5 protein-coding genes are annotated in these 3,820 nt (G+C 25.1%); all 5 read right to left on the bottom strand.

Annotated elements, in window-relative coordinates:
• Positions 1-85: 85 nt before the first annotated feature.
• The gene (locus tag BST80_RS04505) at positions 86-649 is read right to left on the bottom strand and encodes a hypothetical protein (protein ID WP_415746151.1); all 564 of its coding nucleotides are present in this window, start codon (positions 647-649) and stop codon (positions 86-88) included.
• A gap of 2 nt (positions 650-651) precedes the next feature.
• Positions 652-924 (bottom strand): hypothetical protein, encoded by a 273-nt coding sequence (locus BST80_RS04500; RefSeq protein ID WP_415746150.1) that lies wholly within the window; start codon positions 922-924, stop codon positions 652-654.
• Complete coding sequence (locus BST80_RS04495; RefSeq protein ID WP_415746149.1) at positions 872-1,525, bottom strand: hypothetical protein; 654 nt, start codon at positions 1,523-1,525, stop codon at positions 872-874. The genes BST80_RS04500 and BST80_RS04495 overlap by 53 nt, the downstream gene beginning before the upstream one ends.
• A gap of 95 nt (positions 1,526-1,620) precedes the next feature.
• Positions 1,621-2,331, bottom strand: a complete 711-nt coding sequence (locus BST80_RS04490) for a type IV secretion system DNA-binding domain-containing protein (protein WP_415746148.1) — start codon at positions 2,329-2,331, stop codon at positions 1,621-1,623.
• Positions 2,332-2,918: 587 nt separating this feature from the next.
• On the bottom strand, positions 2,919-3,602 hold the full coding sequence (locus BST80_RS04485) for a lipoprotein (protein WP_415746147.1): 684 nt from the start codon (positions 3,600-3,602) through the stop codon (positions 2,919-2,921).
• Between the last annotated feature and the right edge of the window lie 218 nt (positions 3,603-3,820).

Raw genomic sequence — 3,820 nt, 5'->3', positions numbered from 1 at the left:
AAAACATAATTAATTAAAATTATAATTTGCTATTAGTATCTTTTTAAAAATATTTACAATTATTTTAATAGGTTATGCAAGAAGTCTAATAAACGGAATTTAAATTATCTACATAAATATCTTTAATTTTACCATTAATACTATTTATTGGTATTGGTGTTGTTGCACCTTGTTTCAACACAAACGCACCAGTATTTGTACCATAATAAAGATTACCATTATTATCTATTGCAATAGAATTTGTATCATTAATACCATCGATTTTAATCGCTTGTATTTCTCCTTGTTTTAAAAGATATATACCTTTATTTATATTAAAATAAACATCATCATTTGCTAAGGTTGTAATAAAAACTAAATCATTTGTAGGAATATTAATTTCTTTTTTAATATTATCTTTTGAAACAATATAAATTTTTTTGGTTAATTCACTCTGATAAGTTATTGCATTTTTGCCAATTGATACTAACTGTACCTTTTCATTAATAGCAGATAATTTAGAAAAATTAAGATATTTATAATTTTTTGATTTAGATGTCAACATACTAACATCGCGTTTAGCACGAGTTTGTACTGTATTGGCAAGTAATGGGGATGGTGCTGAGGCACCTAACCCGATTGTCCCAATAATTGATAAAAGTTTTTTCATAATTAATCATTCTTTTCAACTTGTATTCTTTTGAATACATAGTTATTGATATTGTTATTAGGGTTGATAATTTTGATAATGGTAGTTCCAGTTGATAAGTTTTTAAAGTCGTTGGGATGAAAAATAAACTCTTCAACATCTCTAACACTCCCCATTATACTCCGTTCATTGGCAAAATCTAACTGACGAGTTAATTTTGCCTTGGTGATTGTTCCAAAGACTTTACTTAAATAATCGGCGGTATTTGGGGTCTTTAACAGCGTGGCAGATAACATTGCTAGTATTACCGAAGATAGTATCAGTTAAATCAATGTCTTTTAATTTCAAATCATTGATTGTTTGAAACGACAAGAAACATTGATAATTAAAACTATGCGTTTTATTTATTAAGTTTACAATTATTTCACTAGCAAAGACATTAAACTCATCTAAAACAATGTTAATTTTTTGCTCTTGGGGTTTGTTTATCGCAAACTCTTTTAAGTCTTGGATAAACAAACGCCCGACCGCATTTGCTAATTTCGGATAAGATAATGAATTAATACTAAACAAGATTACTTGATGATTTTTAACAATTTCACTAATCGAGTTTTTATCCCCAATACTTGTTTTTAATTGTTGGCGATAAACATTCAACCGTGAACGCATCCCACCAATATCTTTGACATTGATATTGTCAAGATAAGCATAATTAGGGTTATCTCTGCCAACAAGATTTTTTAAATTTTCAATATTGAAATATTTAATTATATTGTCTAAGATAAAAGATATTTTATTACTAATTAGTGTTTCGGTTAAAATCAACACATAATCATTTGCCATTGACTGATAATACTGTTCGGAAAAATCAAACAACGACATTATCTTATCTGACAATACAACACTATCTTTTGTCGCAAAAGGGTTATATTGTAAATTACCGTTAATAGTTCAAATAAAGGCATTAGGGTTTAGTTGTTTAACTTTGCCAATTAAATCAATACCCCCCCCTTACCATCAATAATAATTGTTGTTTGTTTTAACTTAGTATTTAACTGTTTAATAATTGATAACAGCGTTGTTGTTTTACCGCTCCCCGTTGTTCCAACCAATAAAGTATGTTGGTTTAATTTATCTTTATTTAGGGCGGTAAACTTATCAAGTAAAACATTACTGTTTTGTCATTGTTGAATTTTATTCACAACTTTGTTACGAGTATTTAACAATCTAGTTAAGTATGATGTACTTTTTAAAATCAGAATAAATCATATTCAACTTTTAATAAAAATATTAATAAACTCATATTTAGCATTTTTGTTATCAAACCACGCCCCGATTTTATTTGCAATTAAGTAAACACAATAATCTAAAATTGCATATAACAAAACAAATAAAGGTAAAAACTGCAACTCAATAACAAACAAAGAACCCAAGATATTTCAACCATCTCAGTTATAAGTTAAATTCGGATGGAGGATATTTTCTGTTAAACAAATACCAACCGCCAAAATCATTGCTAAGGTTAATCAAGTAATCGCATTAAGATATTTTTTATCGCGTAAACTTTTCAATTTAATATATATTGTTTGCGTGATTAATCAACTTGGCAACAAATATAATAAACAAAGTAGCGGAATAAAAAGCAAAAACAATAAGATTAAATAATATCCAAGTTTTATCAATGCGACAAGAAAATTTATCATATCTTTATATCCCTCCTTTCTACAAATAAAAATGGAAATAATACCACTGCACTATTTCCATAAACAAAATTATAATAATTGATATAACATATTTTAAGTAGTTTGAACAAGGAAAAAAAACTATCAAATAAAATATGTTAAAATTGTCTATGGAAACACAGAGATTTAAACTAGTTTTGTGTTTCCATTTTTACTTATTGTAGCAATTTAAATTGCCTACATAAAAATTATATCAAATATTTAAAATTAGTAAAATATAGATTAATATAATTGATGTGAGAGAAAATCACTCCCTATTTTGACAAATACATCAGATAGGAGGTGATTACCATACAAGAGATTTTTAAAATGCTATTGTTGGTTTTAGCCTTACTGTTGATGGCAATTATTATTTACATAATAAAAAAATAGATTACTGTAAAGTAATCTAAAACATTAAAGGGAGTGGTTAACTCTCACTTTTTTTTATTTTGACACTTTTATTATATACCTAAATTTATATTAAAACAAGGTTTTTTAACGCCCCCTTAAAAAGGCAAAATAATAACATCTTAAATTAAGATGTTATTATATTCATCAACAATCATTTATTTTTTAATAAGTTTATAAATATCAATCAAGTGTTCATTTAGTTTTTCTTGTTCATTACTAAAATCAAGTAATAATAAAATTACAAGATATTCATTTCCAGTATTATTATACTTTAATAAATTAAGCGATATTATTTTATTAATTTTAAAATTTTCTTTATTAAGATTAAATTTTTTTAACTTAATACTATTTTTCTTTTCTATTTCACTTCATAGTTTTTCTTTATTATCGTTTAAAAAATTTAATATTTTATTTTTAAGATTCTTACTAGCTTCAAAATTATATGAATTAATTTTATAATTTTTAATAATATTTAATTCATCTTTTGTTATTTCAAAATTGTCAATAAAATTGACTCATTTTAAATCACTCAATATTGTTTTTTTTTCTGCTTGTGATTCAACAACTGGTGTTTGATCTGCGTTTTCATTTTGTTTTTTTTCTGCTTGTGATTCAACAACTGGTGTTTGATCTGCGTTTTCATTTTGTTTTTTTTCTGCTTGTGATTCAACAACTGGTGTTTGATCTGCGTTTTCATTTTGTTTTTTTTCTGCTTGTGATTCTTTTGGTGGATTTGATTGTTTAACTGGTTTTGCTTTTCCAGCACCACAAGCAAAAATATTGCTTGCTCCGATTACAGTTAAACTAACTGCTCCGATAATTGATAAAAGTTTTTTCATAGTTGATAATTGATACTCCTTTGATACATTTTTATTATTTTTAAATATATATCTATGATAATAATATCATTAGACTTCTTGCATAACCTATTAAAATAATTATAAATATTTTTAAAAAGATACTAATAGCAAATTATAATTTTAATTAATTATGTCTTTTATTTAAAAATTTAATATTTTCCTACAACTAAAAATGACTTTTTTATTTAAATTATTTA

The sequence above is a fragment of the Spiroplasma sp. Moj genome, assembly GCF_016082285.1.
Classification (GTDB): Bacteria; Bacillota_I; Bacilli_A; order Mycoplasmatales; family Mycoplasmataceae; genus Spiroplasma; species Spiroplasma phoeniceum.
Note: the sequence above shows the minus strand (reverse complement) of the source record. Positions and strands in the feature narration are given on the sequence as shown.